Origin of the sequence: Lentzea flaviverrucosa, from assembly GCF_003350445.1 — a bacterium.
Lineage (GTDB): Bacteria > Actinomycetota > Actinomycetes > Mycobacteriales > Pseudonocardiaceae > Lentzea > Lentzea californiensis.
The window spans coordinates 411,098-427,947 of record NZ_QQAU01000006.1 but is presented as its reverse complement, the minus strand read 5'-3'; the positions used below and the strand labels follow the sequence as shown (position 1 = coordinate 427,947).

Genomic DNA, 16,850 nt, shown 5'->3' with positions numbered 1-16,850 from the left:
AATGTCGGCCCATGCCGAGAGTGCGTTTGGTGGCCAAGACCGAGTTCATCGCGCCGGACGACGTGCCGTGGACGACCGACGCGGACGGTGGCGCGGCGCTCGTCGAGTTCGCCGGCCGGGCCTGCTACCAGTCGTGGGACCGCTCGAACCCCATGACGAACACCAACGCGACGTTCCTGCACCACCTGCTCGACGTCGGACACCTCGCCGCGTTCGAGCACGGCAGCGCCTCGCTCTACCTGACCGAGCTGCCGCGCTCGCTCACCCACGAGCTGATCCGCCACCGGCACTTCTCGTACTCGCAGCTCTCCCAGCGCACCGACCCGACCGACGTCGTGGAGCCGGACCTGATCGCGCAGGACCCCGAGCTGCACGCCCGGTTCGTGGCCGCGACCGACGCGAGCCTCAAGGCGTACGAGGACCTGGTGCAGAGCCTGGAGAAGACCGTGAACGGCCGGCGCGCGCGGCAGATCGCCCGGTCCGTGCTGCCCAACGCCACCGGCACCGAGATCGTCGTGACGGGCAACTACCGCTCGTGGCGCCACTTCATCGCGATGCGCGCGACCGAGCACATCAACGTCGAACTGCGCGAGCTCGCCATCGCGTGCCTGCGCGAACTGACGAAGGCGGCGCCCAACGCGTTCGCGGACTTCGTCATCTCGACACTCCCGGACGGCACGGAAGTTGCCTCCAGCCCACTCGTGGTTGAAGGCTGACGCCATGAAGCGGCTCATCGTGGACGTCCGGCCCGGCGAATACGCGGTCACGCGCCTGGCGCCCGACGCCCCTGTCCCCAGCGGGCTGCTCGACCTCACCGACGTCCTGGTCTCCGTGACCAGGACCCCGGCCGAGCTGTCGATCATCGCGCCCGCGTCGTTCGCAATGGACGGTGACACGGCGGAGAAGGGCTGGCGGTTGCTGACCGTGCGCGGGCCCCTGGAGTTCACGCTCACCGGCATCATGGCTGCTCTGGCGGGTGAACTGGCGGCGGCGGGCGTCTCGCTGTTCGCGTTGTCCACTTACGACACGGACCACCTGTTGGTGAAGCACAAGGACCTGGGACGTGCGGTGCTCGCTTTGCGTGCCGCAGGTCACGAACTGGTTGTAGCACCGGAAGCCTAGGAACCGATCCTCCGGTTGGCGGGTCTCAAGTACCGTCAACGCCCCCGGTTCCGAGGTTCGTAGGAGCGCACGTTGCACGGACAGGCTGTCGAACCACGCATCATCGCGGGCAGGTACGCCCTGCTCGCAGAGCTCGGTCGTGGCGGCATGGGCATCGTCTGGCGCGCCCAGGACCGTCACATCGGACGCTTCGTGGCGATCAAGGAACTGCACCTGCCGGACGGCATCGCGCACGAGGAACGCCGTGTGCTCGAAGAACGCGCTCTGCGTGAGGCGCGCACCGCCGGCAAGCTCAACGACCCCGCCGTCGTGACGGTCTACGACGCGATCAACGAGAACGGCCTGACCTACATCATCATGGAGCTGGTCGACGCGGCGACGCTGTCGACGTTGATCAGCACGCACGGCCCGATGCCGCCGAACCAGGTGGTGTCGATCGCGCTGCAGGCGTTGTCGGCGCTCGAGACCGCGCACCAGGCCGGGATCGTGCACCGCGACGTGAAGCCCGGCAACCTGATGGTGCGCCCGGACGGCAAGCTCAAGCTCACCGACTTCGGCATCGCCCAGGCCGTCGACGACCCGCGCCTGACGACCAGCGGCAGCCTGATCGGCTCGCCCGCCTACATGGCACCGGAACGCATCCACGGCCACGAGGCCGGTCCCGCGTCCGACCTGTGGGCCCTGGGCGCGACCCTCTGCTACGCCGTCGAGGGCTGGAGCCCGTTCGAGCGCTCCTCCACGGCCTCGACGCTGCACGCGATCATGAGCGAGACCCCGCGCCTGACCCGTGCCACGGGCGTGCTCGGTGCCGTCATCACCGGCCTGCTGATCGCCGACCCGAACGCCAGGCTGTCCGGCCCGCAGGCCCGCGCGATGCTCGCCAGCATCGGCAACCAGCCGACGCCGCCCACCGGGATCCCGCCCGTGCAGACCCAGCAGTACCAGCAGGCCTCTCCCGCCGCGGACCCGGCGAAGAAGAAGCGGAACCGCGTCCTCGCGCTGGTCGGCGCCGTGGTCATCGCCGCGGCGGCGTTCACCGGCGGCATCTTCGCCCACAAGGCGTTCACGACGCCCGGCGCCGGCGGTGGCAGCCAGGCTCTCACCTACGGCGAGGGTGCCGAGATCCCGGTGTTCGGTCTCTACGAGAACACGTGCGGCATCGGCGACGTCGCACCGGCCAAGCTGCTCAACGCGGACACCCGCGAGGAGTGCGACAAGCCGCACGACTTCGAGGTGTTCGACGTGATCGACACGTTGCCGATCCAGTCGAACCTCCCCGACGCCGCGTATCCGGGCCTCGACTCGCTCAAGGGCCTCGGCGTCTCCCGCTGCGAGATGACGCTGAACTCGGGGTGGGTCAAGGACGGTGAGAAGCTCAAGCTCACGACCCTGGTCCCGAGCGAGAGCGCGTGGACCAAGGACAAGGACGGCAACGCGGAGCGCAAGATCTGGTGCATCGCCAGTGCCGGGGACGGCAGCAAACTCGACGGAACCATCAGCACGAAGAAGGACAACTGAACGTGAAGAGCCGGATCGTTCCCGCCCTGCTGGCCCTCGGCTGCGCGGCCGCCCTGACGGCGTGCGGCAACAACGAGGACAAGTTCGTCTCCGAGCTCAGGGCCGCCGGGTTCAGCAACCCCGGCGAGCCCACCACGGAGAAGGAGAAGAAGTCCAAGAAGGTCGGCAAGCGCACGATCAAGTCCTCGGAGAAGACCATCGAGGTCGTCGTGCGGGTGAAGGGCTGCGACCTGGAGTTCGCCAAGATCTCGGGACAGTCCGGCTACTGGCTCGACGAGCTGCACGTCAACGGGCAGGAACCGGAGTGGCCCGGCTACCCGGAGAACCTGAACCGCGACCAGGTGGTCAAGCTCCTCGCCGACAACTCGGCCAAGCCGGACGGTTTCAAGGGCTGCTACAAGCCGAACGAGGCCTGAGATCGGGTTGTGGTGCAATGGGGGAGTGAGCCTCGCCCGTGACGAGCGCAAAGCGCTGGTCGACCTGATGACCGAGCTCGGCCCCGACGCGCCGACGTTGTGCGGCACGTGGCTGACCAAGGACCTGGCCGCGCACCTCGCGATCCGCGAGCGCCGCCTCGACACCGCGCCCGGCATCCTGCTGCCGGTGTTCACGAAGTGGACGGAGAAGGTCCAGGGGGACTACGCGCACAAGGCGTGGAGCGAACTCCTGGACCTGGTGCGCATGCCGCCGTTCTGGGTCAAGCCGATCGACGAACTCGTGAACACCGGCGAGTACTTCGTGCACCACGAGGACGTGCGGCGCGCACAGGCCGGCTGGGAGCCACGGCCGTACGACGCCAGGCGCGAGGCGACGCTGTGGAAGCTGCTGCCGTTCACCGCGCGCATGACGTACAGGTCGTCGCCCGTGGGCGTGACGCTCGTGCGCCCCGACGGTGAGCACGTCGTCGCCAAGCAGGGCGCGAACGGAGTGGTGATCACCGGCGAGGTGGCCGAGCTCGTGATGCTGGCGTTCGGGCGCGACGAGGCCCGAGTCGAATACAGCGGCGACGCCGACGCGGTGCGACAGGTGCGGTCGTTGAACCGAAGCGTGTGAACTCGGGTAGTTTCTGCGCATGCCAGGAAGCCCCTACACAGGGACGGACCGCCCGTTCGGCCGCGTACTCACCGCCATGGTCACGCCTTTCGACTCGCGCGGCGAGGTCGATCTCCCCAAGGCGCAGGAACTGGCGAAACACCTGGTGGACCTGGGCAACGACGGCCTGGTCGTGAACGGCACGACCGGCGAGAGCCCGACGACGACGGATCGGGAGAAGGCCGCGCTGATCACGGCGGTCGTCGAAGCCGTGGGCGACCGCGCGAGCGTGGTCGCCGGCGCGGGCACGTATGACACCGCGCACAGCATCCACCTGGTGGAGCAGGCCGCCAAGGCCGGTGCACACGGTGTGCTGGTCGTGACGCCGTACTACTCGCGGCCTCCGCAGGAAGGCCTGCTGGCACACTTCACCGCCATCGCCGACGCCTCCGAGCTGCCGGTGATGCTCTACGACATCCCGCCGCGCGCGGTCGTGCCGATCGAGGTCGACACGCTCCTGCGCCTGGCGGAACACCCGCGGATCCTGGCCGTGAAGGACGCCAAGGGCGACCTGCACGCGGGCAGCAGGGTGATCGCGAGCACCGACCTCGCCTACTACTCGGGTGACGACCCGCTGAACCTGCCGTGGCTGTCCGTGGGCGCCGTCGGGTTCGTGAGCGTCATCGGCCACCTCGCCGCGGACCGTCTCCGCGACATGGCCGACGCCTACGAGTCCGGTGACGTGGTGCGCGCGAAGGAGATCCACGAGTCATTGCTGCCGCTGCTGCGACCTTTCCGCCGGGTTCCCGGCGTGACGTACACGAAGGCGGCGCTGCGCCTGCGCGGACTGGACGTGGGGGAACCCCGTCTGCCGCTGGTACCTGCCGCCGCCGAAGACATCGAGGCCATCGCGGCCGAACTGGGAGTTAACGCGTGACCCACTCGACCGAACTGCCGCCCGCACTGCCGGAAGGCGGCCTCCGCGTCGTCGCTCTCGGCGGAATTGGCGAGATCGGCCGCAACATGACCGTCTTCGAGCACGCCGGCCGGCTGCTCGTCGTCGACTGCGGCGTTCTGTTCCCCGAAGACGACCAGCCGGGCGTCGACCTGATCCTGCCCGACTTCCGGGCCATCGAGGACCGGCTCGACGACATCGATGCCATCGTCCTGACGCACGGCCACGAGGACCACATCGGCGCCGTGCCGTTCATGCTGAAGCTGCGCCCCGACGTGCAGGTCGTGGGCTCCCGCTTCACGCTGGCGCTGCTCGCCGCCAAGTGCCGTGAGCACCGCCAGACCCCGCGCCTGGTGGAGGTGAAGGAGGGGGAGCGGCGTTCATACGGGCCGTTCGAGCTCGAGTTCTTCGCCGTCAACCACTCCATCCCGGACGCGCTGGCCGTGGCCATCCGCACCTCCGCGGGGCTCGTCCTGCACACCGGCGACATCAAGCTCGACCAGCTGCCCCTGGACGGTCGCCTGACCGACCTGGCGGGTTTCTCGCGCCTCGGCGACGAGGGCGTCGACCTCTTCCTGGTCGACTCGACCAACGCCGAGGTGCCCGGCTTCGTGGTGCCCGAGCGCGAGATCGGCCCCGTGCTGGAGAACGTGATCCGCAAGGCGGACCAGCGGGTCATCGTGGCCTGCTTCGCCTCGCACGTGCACCGCGTCCAGCAGGTGCTCGACGTCGCCGTGCAGTACAAGCGCAAGATCGCGTTCGTCGGCCGGTCGATGGTCCGCAACATGGGCATCGCGTCCGACCTGGGCTTCCTGAACGTGCCCGACGGGCTGTTCGTCGACCTCGACGTCGCGATGCGCATGGAGGAGGACGAGGTCATCTTCGTCTCCACCGGGTCGCAGGGCGAGCCGCTGTCGGCGCTGTCCCGCATGGCCCGCGGCGACCACCGCCAGATCTCGATCCGCGAGGGCGACACGGTGATCCTCGCGTCGTCGCTCATCCCCGGCAACGAGAACGCGGTCTTCAACGTCGTCAACGGCCTCGCCAAGCTCGGCGCGACCGTCGTGCACCAGGGCAACGCCAAGGTGCACGTCTCCGGCCACTCACCGGCCGGCGAACTCCTGTTCCTCTACAACGCCGTGCGGCCGTCCAACGTGATGCCGGTGCACGGTGAGTGGCGCCACCTCCGCGCGAACGCGGCCCTCGCGGTCGCCACCGGTGTAGCCGAGGACCACGTCGTGATCGCCGAGGACGGCGTCGTCGTGGACCTGATCGACGGCAAGGCAGCCGTCTCCGGCCGCGTCGTCGTCGGCCACGTGTACGTCGACGGCCTGTCCGTGGGCGACGTGGGCGAGTCGACGCTGTCCGACCGCCTGGTGCTGGGCGAGGGCGGCTTCATCTCGATCTCGGTCGCCATCGACCGGACGACGGGCCGCGCCGTGACGTCGCCGACGATCTCCGGCCGTGGTTTCTCCGACGACCCCAAGGCGCTGGAGGCCGTCGTCCCGCTCGTGGAGATGGAGCTGGCGCGCACCGAGGCCGAGGGCATCAGCGACACGCACCGGATCGCTCAGGCCGTGCGCCGCGTGGTCGGGCGCTGGGTGGCGGAGACCTACCGCCGCCGGCCGATGATCGTGCCGACCGTCATTCCGGTCTGACACGGTCGCGTGAAACCGGGTCGCTTCGTGACCCTGCTGTGATCTGCGTCCCCCTCGTCCGATAAGGTCTACTCCCAGACCATGGACGAGGGGGTTCGCCCAATGGCCGGTAACGACGTTTTCAGCCCACCGGGCAAAGACGACATTCTTCTCCCACCGATTTTCACCTGGAACGAGCCGCTCGGCCTGCCGTTCGACTTCTCGGTGACCAAACCGCAGGCCTTGCTGGTGCTGTCGGTGGCGATCATCTTGACCTTCTTCCTGGTCACGACCAGGAGCATGAAGATCATCCCGACCCGCTGGCAGTTCGCCGCCGAATCGGTCTACGACTTCGGCCGCAACACCATCGCGCGGGAGCAGATCGGCGCCAAGGAATTCGCGCCGTACGTGCCGCTGATCGTCAGCATCTTCTGCTTCGTGCTGGTGAACAACGTCTACGGCGTGATTCCGTTCATCCAGTTCCCGACGTTCACGCACAGCGGGTTCCCGGCGGCCGTCGCGCTGCTGATCATCTTTCCGCTCTACCACTACGTGGGCATTCGCAAGTTCGGCCTCAGGGGCTACCTGCGCAACCAGTTCATCATCAAGGACGTGCCGAAGCCCGTGCTGTGGGGGCTGCTGATCCCGACCGAGGTCATCCTCAAGTTCTTCTTCGACCCGGTGAACCTCGCGATCCGGGTGTTCGCGGCGATGTTCGCCGGGCACCTGCTGATCCTGGTGTTCACGCTCGGCAGCGAGTTCCTGCTGTTCAACGCGCCGGTCTACCTGAAGCCGGTGTCGCTGCTGGGCTTCGCGCTCGCCATCGCGCTGTTCTTCCTGGAAGCGCTGGTGCAGGTCCTGCAGGCGTACATCTTCGCCCTGCTGTCGGCGCACTTCATCGGCCGCGCGCTGGCCGAGCAGCACTGATCAGCACGGACTAAGGGCGCTGGCACACCAGGTGCAGCGACTCCTCGGGCATGGCGCCGGGGTAGGACGGGGTGAAGACCGGCCGGCTCCGGCGCACGACCCGCAGGCCGACCTCGCCCAGGTGCGCCTCGAAGTTCTCCTCGGAGAACGACGACACCTGGATCTCCTGGCCCATCCAGGGCAGGGTGACCTGCTCGACGTCGACGGCCACGGTGGCGAGGAAGAAGTGACCGCCGGGCCGCAGCCACGTCGAGATCTGGCCGAGGGTCCGGATGATCTCGGCCTGGGTCATCTGCAGCAGCGAGAAGACGGCGCAGATGACGTCCCACGAGCCGGGTGGTGACTCGAAGTCCCGGATGTCGATCTTGTGGAAGCTGGCGTCGGGGACCTGCGCCGACGCGATGTCGACCATGACCGGGGAGACGTCGAGGCCGGTGACCTTCATGCCCGCCTTGGCCAGGGTGCGCGCCACGGGAACGCCCGTGCCGCAGCCGATGTCCAGCACGCGCGAGCCCGAGGGCTGCGTCGCGGCGAACCAGGCGAGGGTGCCGTGCAGTGCCGGCTGGTGCGACCAAGCGCGTTGGTATTCCAGCCCGAGCGTGTCGAATACCTCGGCCGCGTTCATTTCCCCGCCCCTCATTTCGACCCAATCCACCTGAGTGAAGTGTGGAGAACCTCTCTGCACGCCTTCTGGATGGCTTCTGGACGAAAACTGACGGTAGGTTGCTAGGTGAACGCGGACAGCGACGAAGTGAGAACACTGGTGCAGAACGAGTTGCGCGTCAGCTTGCTGGGCGCGCTCGCGGCCACGGTGGACGGTGAGGAGCTCACGCTCGGTCCGCCGCGGCAGAGGGCTGTGCTCGCGGTGCTCGCGTTGCGCGCGAACCACGTGGTGTCGCGCAGTGAACTCATCGACGCCGTGTGGGGCGATGATCCGCCCGCCAGCGCAGACAACGGCATCCACACCTACGTCGCCGGGCTCCGCCGGCTGTTCGAGCCGGACAGGGCGTCGCGGGCGCCGAGTGCCGTGCTGCTCTCCACGGACGCTGGATACTTGCTGAGGCTTCCGTCCGGTAGCTCCGACGCCGCCGTGTTCCGCTCCCACCTGGACGAGGCCGGGCGGCTGCGGGACCAGCCGGTCGAGGCCGTCGCCGCCTTCGACGCGGCACTGGGACTGTGGCGGGGCGTCGCCCTGGATGGCGTGCCGGGTCCGTTCGCGGCGGTGGAGCGCGCGCGCCTGGCCGAGATGCGGCTCACGGCCGTGGAGCAGCGTGCGGCGCTGATGCTGATGGTCGGGCGTGAGACCGAGGTGGCGGCGGAGCTGACGACGCTGGTCACCGCGCACCCGTTGCGCGAAAGGCTGCACGGTCTGCTGATGTCCGCGCTGTACCGCAGCGGCAGGCAGGCGGAGGCGCTGGCCGTCTACACGGACCTGCGCCGGCTGCTGATCGAGGAGCTCGGCATCGAGCCCGGTCCCGAACTGCGTCAGCTGCACGAACAGGTGCTCGTCGGCCGTCCCGACCCGCAGCCGGAACCGGTGGCACCTGCATTGGTGCCCGTCCAGCTGCCGCACGAGATCCGTGATTTCACCGGCCGCGAGAAGGAACTGGCGAAGCTCGCCGAGGTAGTCCCGCACGACCACTCGCCGGTGCTCGTCGCGATCACCGGCACCGGCGGCGTCGGCAAGACCGCGCTGGCCGTGCGGTTCGCGCACCAGGTGGCCTCGCGGTTCCCGGACGGTCAGCTGCACGTCGACCTGCGCGGGTTCGACTCGTCGGCACCGCCCGTGCAGCCCGGTGCCGCGTTGCACCAGCTGTTGCAGAGCCTCGGCGTGCCGTCCGAACGCATCCCGGAGGACGTGCCCGCGAAGTCCGCGCTGTACCGCAGTGTTCTCGCGGGCAAACGGGTTCTGGTGCTCCTCGACAACGCGCGGCTCGCCGAGCAGGTCCGTCCGCTGCTGCCGGGCCGGTCGACGTCGATGGTGCTCGTGACGTCCCGCAACCACCTCGGCGGTCTCGTCGCCCGCGACGGCGCGCACTCGATGACGTTGTCCACTCTCACGCGCGACGAGGGCCTGGCGCTGCTGACGTCCGCGGTGGGCTCGGACCGGGTCGCCGCCGAACCGGCCGCCGCCGCGAAGCTCGTCGAGCTGTGCGGGCACCTGCCGCTGGCGGTGCGGATCGCGGCCGAACGGGTCGTGACGCGGCCGCACCTGACGCTGGCCGACCTCGCGAGCGACCTCGCCGACGAGCACGACCGGTTGAACGTGCTGGCCACGGGCGACGACGAGGACACGGCCGTGCGCGCCGCCTTCTCCTGGTCGTACCTGGCCCTGAAACCCGACGCGGCCAGGACGTTCCGCCTGATCGGCCTGCACCCCGGCGCCGAGATCAGCCTGAACGCCGTGGCGGCGCTCGCGGGCGTGCCGGTGTCGCGGGCGCGGACGCTGGTGGACGTGCTGGCAGGCGGGCACATGCTGGAGGAGGTCGCGCGCGGCCGGTTCCGGATGCACGACCTGCTTCGCCTGTACGCCACCGAGCTCAGCGCCTCCGAGGAGTCGTCGGACGGCCGCGGCGAGGCCGTGGCACGCCTGCTGGGCTGGTACTTCGACACCGCGAACGCCGCCGGCACCGTCATCGCGCCGCCGGACCACCCGGCGTTCCTGCTACCGCCACTGTCCACTCAGGACTTCACCTCGCACGACGACGCCTTCACCTGGTGCCGCACGGAGTCCTCGAACCTGCTGGCGGTGGCGAGACTCGCCGAGGAACGGCATTCGCCGGCGGCGTGGCAGATCCCGGTGGCGCTGTGGAACTACTTCATCGTGTCGAGCGCGCTGGACGAATGGACGCGCACGTACCGCGTCGCCGAACGCGCCGCGACCCGTGACGGCAACCAGGCGGCTCGCGCGTGGGCGGTGCACGGCCAGGGGCTGTCGGCGTTCCGCGGCCAGCGTTTCGCGGACGCGCTGGAACTCTTCGACCGCGCGCTCGCCATCCGGCACGAGATCGGTGACGCCGTCGGCGCCGCGTGGAGCCTCACGGGCCTGGGCATGGCGTACGGCGGGCTGCGCCAGTTCGACCTCGCCGTCGACAGGTTCGGCGAGGCCCTGAGGCGGCACGCCGAGGTCGGCTCGTGGTTCGGCGAGGGTGGCACGAGGCTGTTCCTGAGCGACATCCTGCGATCGGCCGGCCAGTTCGAGGCGTCACTGGCGTCGGCGCGGACGGCGTTCGAGCTGATGGACTCGCACGACGCCGTGCACGGCAAGGCGATGGCGCTCGTCAGCATCGGCTGGGCGCAGTCGAAGCTGGGCAACCGGGTCGAGGCGCGTGACTCGTTCCGGCACGCGATCGAGTTCCTGCGGGTGCTCGGTGACCGCAAGTCCCTCGCGGAGGCGTTGCACGGTCTGGGGGAGACGAGCGCGGGGCAGCCCGACGTGGCGCGGACGTACCTGCTGGAAGCGCTGACGATCTACGAGGACTACGACCACCCGCTCACTCCCGAAGTGCGGGCGAGGCTGCACGAGCTGGGGTAGAACGGCTTCGTGCATTTCGCGGAACACGGTGCCGGCGTCCCGGTGCTCGCCCTTCACGGCTGGACTCCCGACCACCGTTTGATGCTCGGTCGTCTGGAACCGCACTTCGAGACCAGACCGGGCTCCCGGCGCCTGTATCCCGACCTGCCGGACGGTGCCGCCGTTCGAGGTGCGCCGGTCGGACGACGCCGAACTCGATCCCGTCCTGGCCGCGCAGTTCGACGGCATGGCCGTGGTGCGAACCGCCGAGACCTGATCGAGCAGCCGGTGTCGTTCGACGCGCTCATGGGGGAGTGGCTGGACCGAGTCGCTCAGTAGGGGAGATCCCTGATGTGCTCGCGCTGATGCGTAGGCAAGCTACATGTCATGCAGAAGCGCGCTCGGACCCTGTTGGTGTGGCTGCACGTCGTCACGTCCGTGGGCTGGCTCAGCCAGGCCGTGGCGTTGCTCGCCCTCGTGCTCCACGGCATGAAGACAGGCGATCTCGACGCGTTCAGGATGGCGCGCTACCTCGACCACGAGGTGCTCGCGATCATGGCCAACACCAGTGCCTTCAGCGGGTTCATGCTCAGCGCCACGACGCCGTGGGGCTACTTCCGGCACTGGTGGGTGCTCGCGAAGTTCGTGATCACGGTCAGCCAGCTCTACATCGGCATCTTCGTCCTGAGCGGCAACCTCCAGCAGGCCGTGGACGGGCACGTCACCGCGTGGATGCCCGTCGGCACGTCGCTCATGATCGGCGCGATCGCGTTCCAGGCGTGGCTCAGCGTCGCGAAACCGTGGCGCCGCACGCCGTGGGCGGACCCGAAGGTCAAGCTGCCCACGGCGAGCGCGTTCACGTTCGTCGCGGCGCTGGTCGTCCCGATCATCGACTTCGCGATCAGCCTGTGGCGGGGCAACCCGATGCCGTTGCTCATGCTGATCACGGTGATCGGCTACTCGATCACGCGGGCCGCCAGGGCGAGACGCCGGTCGTCGGGCGCGTCGGGTCGTGGAAGCGCGGCAGGTCCGGCTCGTCGAGGCGCAACGGCACCAAGCCCTCGGTGATCGCGACCATGATCCGCTCGTGGGCGCGCCGGGCGTCGCCCATCGTCTCGGCCTTGAGGTCGGACAGCTCGACCGGCTTGCCGAAGTGGACCTTGAACGTCGGCCGCTTGCGCACCGCGCGCAGCCACGACGTCAGGTAGGGCAACGCGTCCCTCCAGCCGGAGACGTGCAGGTTGCCCCAGTACACGGCCTCGTGCGCGCCCCACTGGCTGATGGGGATGACCGGGATGTCGCCGCCCAGGGCCATGCGGGCGACCCCGGTCTTGCCGCGCTCCGGCCACATGCCGGGGTCCAGGCTGATCTTGCCCTCGGGGTAGACGGCGATCGGGTCACCGCCCTTCCGCAACGCCGCGACGGCGCGGTGCATCGCCTCGCCCGCGTTCGCCGACCGCCGGTCGACGCGCAGGTGACCGCACGCCTTCAGGGCCGGGCCCAGGACCGGCGCGTCGAGCAGGCCGCCCGCGAGCATGAAGCGCGGGTTGACGCCGATCTTGCGGCAGGCCGCGATGAGCACCATCGGGTCGAGGTTGCCGATGTGGTTGGAGGCGAGCAGCAACGGCTTGCCGAGCAGCTCCGGCGGGATGTCGCCCGATACCTCGAGCTTGCCGGTCAGCGCGATCAGGCCCCGGTCGACCACCATGAGCACGCGCCAGAAGAGCGGTGTGGACACGCGGGGCAGCGTACGGCGTGTCGGAACGACACTGTGCCCGATCGAGGGAACCATGGGGATTCGCACGCGTACCAGTTGCAGACGTGGCTGGTGATGCGCGAGGGACTACCTTATACACATGGCCGGGCGCACAGGGACTTCGAGAAAGACCACGTCACGCGGCAAAGCACCAGCCAAGCCGCGGGCGCGGTCCACTGCGTCCAGAAAGCCTGCACCACGCAAGAGCGGCGGCGCCATCAGCGCCGTGTGGGGTGCACTGGGCCGTGGCGTCGGCACTGTGGTCCGTGCGATCACCGGCACCAAAGGCCTCGAACCTGAACACCGGCGTGACGGCATCGGGTTGTTCCTGATCGCCCTGGCGTTCATCACCGGCGCGGGAGTCTGGTGGCAGGCCGGCGGACCGGTGGGCCAGTGGGTCGACGTCGCCGTGCGCAGTTCGGTTGGCTTTCCCGCGGTCATCGTCCCTGTGGTGTTGCTTGGCATCGGTGTGTTGCTGATGAGCACGGACCCCAAGCCGGAAGAACGGTTCCGGCTCGTCGTCGGTGGTGTCCTGATCAGCATCGGCGTGCTGGGCATGTTCCACCTGATCGGCGGCCTGCCGATGGATCCGCTCGCGCGCCGCGAAGCGGGTGGCGCGCTCGGCTTCCTCGCCGGTGGGTTCCTCGCGCAGGGTCTCACCCCCTGGGTCGCGGGCCCTTTGCTCGTGCTGATCTTCGTCTTCGGACTGCTGTGCGTGCTGCACTGGCCGGTTCGCGAGGTGCCGCAGCGACTTCGCGCGCTCGTGCACCGTGAACGGACGCAGGAACCCTCGTCCGACGGGGAAGACCTCCCGGAGGAGCCGAAGCCGGTTCGCCTGCGCCGCCCGTCCCGCCGCCGCCAGGCCGTCGAGCCGGTCGAGGAGGAGCCGCAGGCCGAACTCCCGCTGGAGGAGCCCGCGGAGCCCGCCCCGAAGCCCGCGAAGGAGAAGAAGACCGCCGCCGCACCGGCGATGGCCGTACGCGCGGTCGAGGGCGAGTACCAGCTGCCGCCACCGGACGTGCTGAAGGACGGCGACGCGCCGAAGACCCGCAGCAAGGCGAACGACCTCATGATCGAGGCGATCTCCGGCGTGCTGGACCAGTTCTCGATCGACGCCCAGGTCACCGGCTTCACCCGCGGCCCGACGGTCACGCGCTACGAGGTCGAGCTCGGCCCTGGCGTGAAGGTCGAGAAGATCACCGCGCTGACCAAGAACATCGCGTACGCCGTGGCGACGGACAACGTCCGCCTGCTGGCCCCGATTCCCGGCAAGTCGGCCGTGGGCATCGAGGTCCCGAACAGCGACCGCGAGATGGTGCGACTGGGCGACGTGCTGCGCGCGCCGTCCACGCTCAAGGACACGCACCCGATGGTGATCGGCCTCGGCAAGGACATCGAGGGCCACATGGTCACCGCGAACCTGACGAAGATGCCGCACCTCCTGGTCGCGGGCTCCACGGGTTCCGGCAAGTCGTCGTTCGTGAACTCGATGCTGGTGTCGCTGCTGGCCCGCGCGACGCCGGACGAGGTCCGGATGATCCTGATCGACCCGAAGATGGTCGAGCTGACGCCCTACGAGGGCATCCCGCACCTGATCACGCCGATCATCACGCAGCCGAAGAAGGCGGCGGCCGCGCTGGCGTGGCTCGTGGAGGAGATGGAGCAGCGCTACCAGGACATGCAGGTCAACCGGGTGCGCCACGTCGACGACTTCAACCGCAAGGTGAAGTCCGGCGAGATCACCGCGCCGCCCGGCTCCGAGCGCGTCTACCGGCCGTACCCGTACATCATGGCGATCGTCGACGAGCTCGCCGACCTGATGATGACCGCACCGCGCGACGTCGAGGACGCCATCGTCCGCATCACGCAGAAGGCCCGTGCGGCCGGCATCCACCTGGTGCTCGCGACGCAGCGCCCGTCCGTCGACGTCGTCACCGGCCTGATCAAGACGAACGTGCCGTCCCGCCTGGCGTTCGCGACGTCGTCCCTGACGGACTCGCGGGTCATCCTGGACCAGCCCGGCGCCGAGAAGCTGATCGGCATGGGCGACGCCCTCTACCTGCCGATGGGCGCGTCGAAGCCGGTGCGCGTCCAGGGCGCGTTCGTGGGCGACGAGGAGATCTCGGCGATCGTCGAGTTCACCAAGAACCAGGCGCAGCCGGAGTACACCGACGGCGTCACGGCGCAGAAGGCCACCGAGAAGAAGGAGGTCGACGCCGACATCGGCGACGACCTGGAACTGCTCGTGCAGGCGACCGAGCTGATCGTGACGTCGCAGTTCGGCTCGACGTCGATGCTGCAGCGCAAGCTGCGCGTCGGGTTCGCGAAGGCGGGGCGCCTCATGGACCTGCTGGAGACCCGCGGCGTCGTCGGCCCGTCCGAGGGCTCGAAGGCACGTGAGGTGCTGATCAAGCCGGACGAGCTCGAGAACGTGGTCTACCTGATGCGTGGAGGCGGCCCCGCCGACGACGAGGACTAGTCGGTACCGTCCGGGAACGGCTTGATCACTCCACCCACAGCTGCAAGGCGTGGTGGACGTCGTTCGGGCAGACGAAGACGTTCAACGCGCCGCCGCCCCCGATCTTGGTGGCGGCGCCGAAGGTCGGCCAGCTGTAGTCGCCCGCGGGATCGACGCCTTCGCAGTTGATGAACTCCAGCTCGTGCAACAGCTCGCACGCCATCGGGAATTGGATGGCACGGCACGGGTTGAACACGCACGGCCGGAACACGTACCTCGGGTCCACCAGGACCGGCGCCGGCTGGTCGTCCAGCGGATCGGTGACCTGGCCGGCGGCGCGCCACACGAGGCGGGCGTCCGGGAAGGGCAGTTCCGGGAAATCAGCCTGGTACAACTGCGCACAGCCGGCGAACGGTGTGCGCAGGCCACGGACTTGGTCGTCGGTGAGGTCGTAGTCGCCGACGTGGTCGCAGTGCGGCCAGGGTTCGTCGCGCGGCCACAGCATCGGGCCGCCGAGGTGGCTGTCCGTGCGCTCGGCCTCGCCCGGTGAGGGGTGGAGGCGGACGACAGGGTGGGCCCAGGCGTCTACCCACGGTATTTCACGGCCGTTGTCGGTTGGTCTGACGCCCATTCCTCAGCTCCCCCAAGCTGACGCAGGGGTCCCCCTTGATCGGGAACCCCTGCGTTTCAACGTACTCGGGAGGTCTGACAATCAGCGGCCGTCTACTTCAGTCCGGCGTTCTGGATGCTGGTGGCGGTGGACGACGCGCTGCCACCGAACTCGCGCACGGCGGCGTAGTACAGGTCGGCCGTGCGCTTGCAGGCCCAGTTGGAGCCGCACTGCTTGTACATGTCGGACTTGAAGTTGTTGTCGATGCGCAGGCGGTTCGTCTCGTTCCACCGGCCCTGCCGCTTGTAGTTGCGGTAGCCGAAGTCGTGCCGGTGGCAGGTCGGCAGGAACTTGAAGCCGAAGGGGTTGTCCGGCGAGTACGAACAGCCGTCGGACGACCAGTCGAGCTGGCCCGCGTAGGGCTGTTGCGCGCGCAGTGTTGTGAACTGGCTGATGGACTTCGAGTAGAGGTAGTCGTCGGTGACCGCGACGATGTCCACGGCGTGGGCCGGGGCGCCCGTGAAGATCAGGGCGAGGGAGGCGGCGGCACCCACGAATGCCGAGCGCAGGGTTTTCGTCGACATGGCGAGCTCCTCGGAGTGTGAGCAGGGTCTCGCCAGTTGTAGCTGGTGATCGACTGTCCTCGGTAGACACGATCCGGTGAACGTCAGGTGATCTTGTGCCCGCACGCGATCGCGGTGGCCACGCGAAGTTCGCGGGGCAGGCCCAGCGCGTGCAGCATTTCGTGGTCCGCTACTCCACCGAGCAGGTAGCCGCCGAGTTTCTGCTCCGCCAAACGGAGGCAGATGTTCTGCGCCGCGGCTCCTGCTTCGATCAAGCCGAAGCGCCCCGCGCGTTCGCCGTACTTCTCGAACGAGTCCTTGTCCGTCAACACCAGGACGATCGTCAGGGGCGGTGCCTCAGGCGTACCGAGGACCTCGGCGAGGTTCGCCGGAGCCGGGCCGATGTCCTGCAGTGCGTGACGGCGGATGTCGTAGCGGACCGCTCGGCCGTGCACGAACGCGTAGCAGCGCAACGGGTGGAGGCCGCCCGCCGACGGGTAGCTGTTGTCCGTCAGGGCGCCCAGCACCGCGCCGAGCTGCTTGTCGGTCAGCGGTCCACCGGAGAACTCCCGCGTGCTCCTGCGCGCCTGGAACAGCTTCTGCAGCCGGTCGTGCGGCCGCGGGAGCGGGACCGGCGCCGAGGGCAGCTCGAGCGGGTCGATCAACTCCGGCGGTGGCCGGAAGTCGCGCAGCCGGTCGCCGAGCCTGCGCTGGTGCAGTGGCGAGTACCGGCTCGCGGCCCAGAAGTCGTCGAACAT

The 16,850-nt window shown here is 69.0% G+C and carries 16 protein-coding genes; 11 read left to right on the top strand and 5 right to left on the bottom strand.

Translation table 11 applies throughout. The annotated features are described in order from the left end of the window. Nucleotides 1-11 precede the first annotated feature (11 nt). The 8 genes from thyX to atpB all read left to right on the top strand — a co-directional run bounded on the left by thyX (nucleotide 12) and on the right by atpB (nucleotide 7,191). Nucleotides 12-716: an FAD-dependent thymidylate synthase gene (gene thyX / locus DFR72_RS21770; protein WP_090073867.1), complete on the top strand. Its 705-nt coding sequence runs from the start codon at nucleotides 12-14 to the stop codon at nucleotides 714-716. 4 nt (nucleotides 717-720) lie between these two features. Continuing rightward, complete coding sequence (locus DFR72_RS21765) at nucleotides 721-1,122, top strand: ACT domain-containing protein (RefSeq protein ID WP_090073869.1); 402 nt, start codon at nucleotides 721-723, stop codon at nucleotides 1,120-1,122. Between the two features lie 72 nt (nucleotides 1,123-1,194). After that, nucleotides 1,195-2,640 carry a serine/threonine-protein kinase gene (locus tag DFR72_RS21760; RefSeq protein ID WP_245983281.1) on the top strand — a complete coding sequence of 482 codons (1,446 nt, stop codon included), beginning with the start codon at nucleotides 1,195-1,197 and terminating at the stop codon, nucleotides 2,638-2,640. 2 nt (nucleotides 2,641-2,642) lie between these two features. After that, a complete protein-coding gene (locus DFR72_RS21755; protein WP_090073871.1) occupies nucleotides 2,643-3,056 on the top strand; it encodes a hypothetical protein in 414 nt (137 codons plus the stop codon). Between the two features lie 25 nt (nucleotides 3,057-3,081). Next, nucleotides 3,082-3,693 (top strand): TIGR03085 family metal-binding protein, encoded by a 612-nt coding sequence (locus DFR72_RS21750; protein ID WP_090073873.1) that lies wholly within the window; start codon nucleotides 3,082-3,084, stop codon nucleotides 3,691-3,693. A gap of 19 nt (nucleotides 3,694-3,712) precedes the next feature. Beyond that, nucleotides 3,713-4,609, top strand: a complete 897-nt coding sequence (dapA, locus tag DFR72_RS21745) for a 4-hydroxy-tetrahydrodipicolinate synthase (RefSeq protein WP_090073875.1) — start codon at nucleotides 3,713-3,715, stop codon at nucleotides 4,607-4,609. Further along, entirely contained in the window at nucleotides 4,606-6,285 is a 1,680-nt protein-coding gene (locus DFR72_RS21740) for a ribonuclease J (protein WP_090073877.1), read from the top strand. Before dapA ends, DFR72_RS21740 begins: the two co-directional genes overlap by 4 nt. Nucleotides 6,286-6,387: 102 nt before the next feature. Continuing rightward, complete coding sequence (atpB, locus tag DFR72_RS21735) at nucleotides 6,388-7,191, top strand: F0F1 ATP synthase subunit A (RefSeq protein WP_090073880.1); 804 nt, start codon at nucleotides 6,388-6,390, stop codon at nucleotides 7,189-7,191. Between the two features lie 10 nt (nucleotides 7,192-7,201). On the opposite strand, the gene DFR72_RS21730 is transcribed toward atpB, so the two are convergent. Next, complete coding sequence (locus tag DFR72_RS21730; RefSeq protein WP_177224662.1) at nucleotides 7,202-7,816, bottom strand: class I SAM-dependent methyltransferase; 615 nt, start codon at nucleotides 7,814-7,816, stop codon at nucleotides 7,202-7,204. A gap of 105 nt (nucleotides 7,817-7,921) precedes the next feature. On the opposite strand from DFR72_RS21730, the gene DFR72_RS21725 reads away from it, so the two are divergent. Together DFR72_RS21725 and DFR72_RS21715 are read left to right on the top strand one after the other, a co-directional pair. Beyond that, nucleotides 7,922-10,726 (top strand): AfsR/SARP family transcriptional regulator, encoded by a 2,805-nt coding sequence (locus DFR72_RS21725; RefSeq protein WP_090073884.1) that lies wholly within the window; start codon nucleotides 7,922-7,924, stop codon nucleotides 10,724-10,726. Nucleotides 10,727-11,092: 366 nt separating this feature from the next. After that, nucleotides 11,093-11,773, top strand: a complete 681-nt coding sequence (locus DFR72_RS21715) for a hypothetical protein (RefSeq protein WP_177224663.1) — start codon at nucleotides 11,093-11,095, stop codon at nucleotides 11,771-11,773. Here the strand turns inward: DFR72_RS21715 and DFR72_RS21710 are convergent. Further along, nucleotides 11,670-12,443, bottom strand: coding sequence for a lysophospholipid acyltransferase family protein (locus DFR72_RS21710; RefSeq protein ID WP_425459907.1), 774 nt, complete (start codon nucleotides 12,441-12,443; stop codon nucleotides 11,670-11,672). The genes DFR72_RS21715 and DFR72_RS21710 overlap by 104 nt on opposite strands. Before the next feature lie 118 nt (nucleotides 12,444-12,561). Here DFR72_RS21710 and DFR72_RS21705 point away from each other — a divergent pair, with 118 nt between their 5' ends. Next, the gene (locus tag DFR72_RS21705) at nucleotides 12,562-14,940 is read left to right on the top strand and encodes a DNA translocase FtsK (RefSeq protein WP_090073888.1); all 2,379 of its coding nucleotides are present in this window, start codon (nucleotides 12,562-12,564) and stop codon (nucleotides 14,938-14,940) included. 25 nt (nucleotides 14,941-14,965) lie between these two features. On the opposite strand, the gene DFR72_RS21700 is transcribed toward DFR72_RS21705, so the two are convergent. From DFR72_RS21700 to DFR72_RS21690, 3 genes are all read right to left on the bottom strand, one after another. Next, nucleotides 14,966-15,550 (bottom strand): hypothetical protein, encoded by a 585-nt coding sequence (locus tag DFR72_RS21700; protein WP_143087011.1) that lies wholly within the window; start codon nucleotides 15,548-15,550, stop codon nucleotides 14,966-14,968. Between the two features lie 92 nt (nucleotides 15,551-15,642). Further along, entirely contained in the window at nucleotides 15,643-16,113 is a 471-nt protein-coding gene (locus DFR72_RS21695) for a phospholipase (RefSeq protein WP_090073893.1), read from the bottom strand. Nucleotides 16,114-16,196: 83 nt separating this feature from the next. Then, nucleotides 16,197-16,850: a nitroreductase family protein gene (locus DFR72_RS21690; protein WP_090073896.1), complete on the bottom strand. Its 654-nt coding sequence runs from the start codon at nucleotides 16,848-16,850 to the stop codon at nucleotides 16,197-16,199.